Here is a 527-nt window from a genome sequence, read left to right as displayed (position 1 = left end):
AACCGGGGCGGGGTCGTCCGTTTTCGGCGTACACCCTCGATCAGTTGCCGGGGAAAACCGTGAGGATGCGCATCAAGTTGGCGGATGAGGAACGGCCTGCCATTGGGAATACATGGGTAAAAGTGCCGAACGGTTGGAAGCGATGCATGGGCGATAACTTTCAAGACCAATACGCGTTTTGCTTTGGCAACTACAAGGACTTCAGTGGTTTTCAAATGCCTGACGGCCGGCAATGCACCATTTACCCAGGCTGTACGGAATAAGGACATCCCCATGACAACGTCGTATCCGCTGGTGAAGTTGCTGTTTAAAAGCCCTGTTTTGGGCTGTTGTCTTGCATTAAGCGCAGGCTGCGCCACCAGCCAGCCGAACACATTCACCTTCACCGCCGATTTGCCAGCCGACTTCGCCTACCAGGCGATTGCCGTGTATGTGCCCGCAAAAGGCGAAACCTGCACAGTGCCGGACGGGAGAAATACGGAAGTCGGGTACAACATGAAATGGCGTGAAAACTACCAGCCGACTGC

At 54.6% G+C, this 527-nt stretch carries 2 pseudogenes; both read left to right on the top strand.

Annotated elements, in window-relative coordinates:
- A pseudogene (locus PMI22_RS32220) lies at positions 1 to 263 on the top strand (hypothetical protein); the annotation flags it as partial.
- Positions 264 to 273: 10 nt separating this feature from the next.
- Positions 274 to 527 (top strand): annotated as a pseudogene (locus tag PMI22_RS00015) (hypothetical protein); the annotation flags it as partial.

The organism is Pseudomonas sp. GM21 (genome assembly GCF_000282215.1).
In the GTDB taxonomy this organism is placed as follows: Bacteria; Pseudomonadota; Gammaproteobacteria; order Pseudomonadales; family Pseudomonadaceae; genus Aquipseudomonas.
This window is presented reverse-complemented; position numbering and strand designations above follow the sequence as displayed.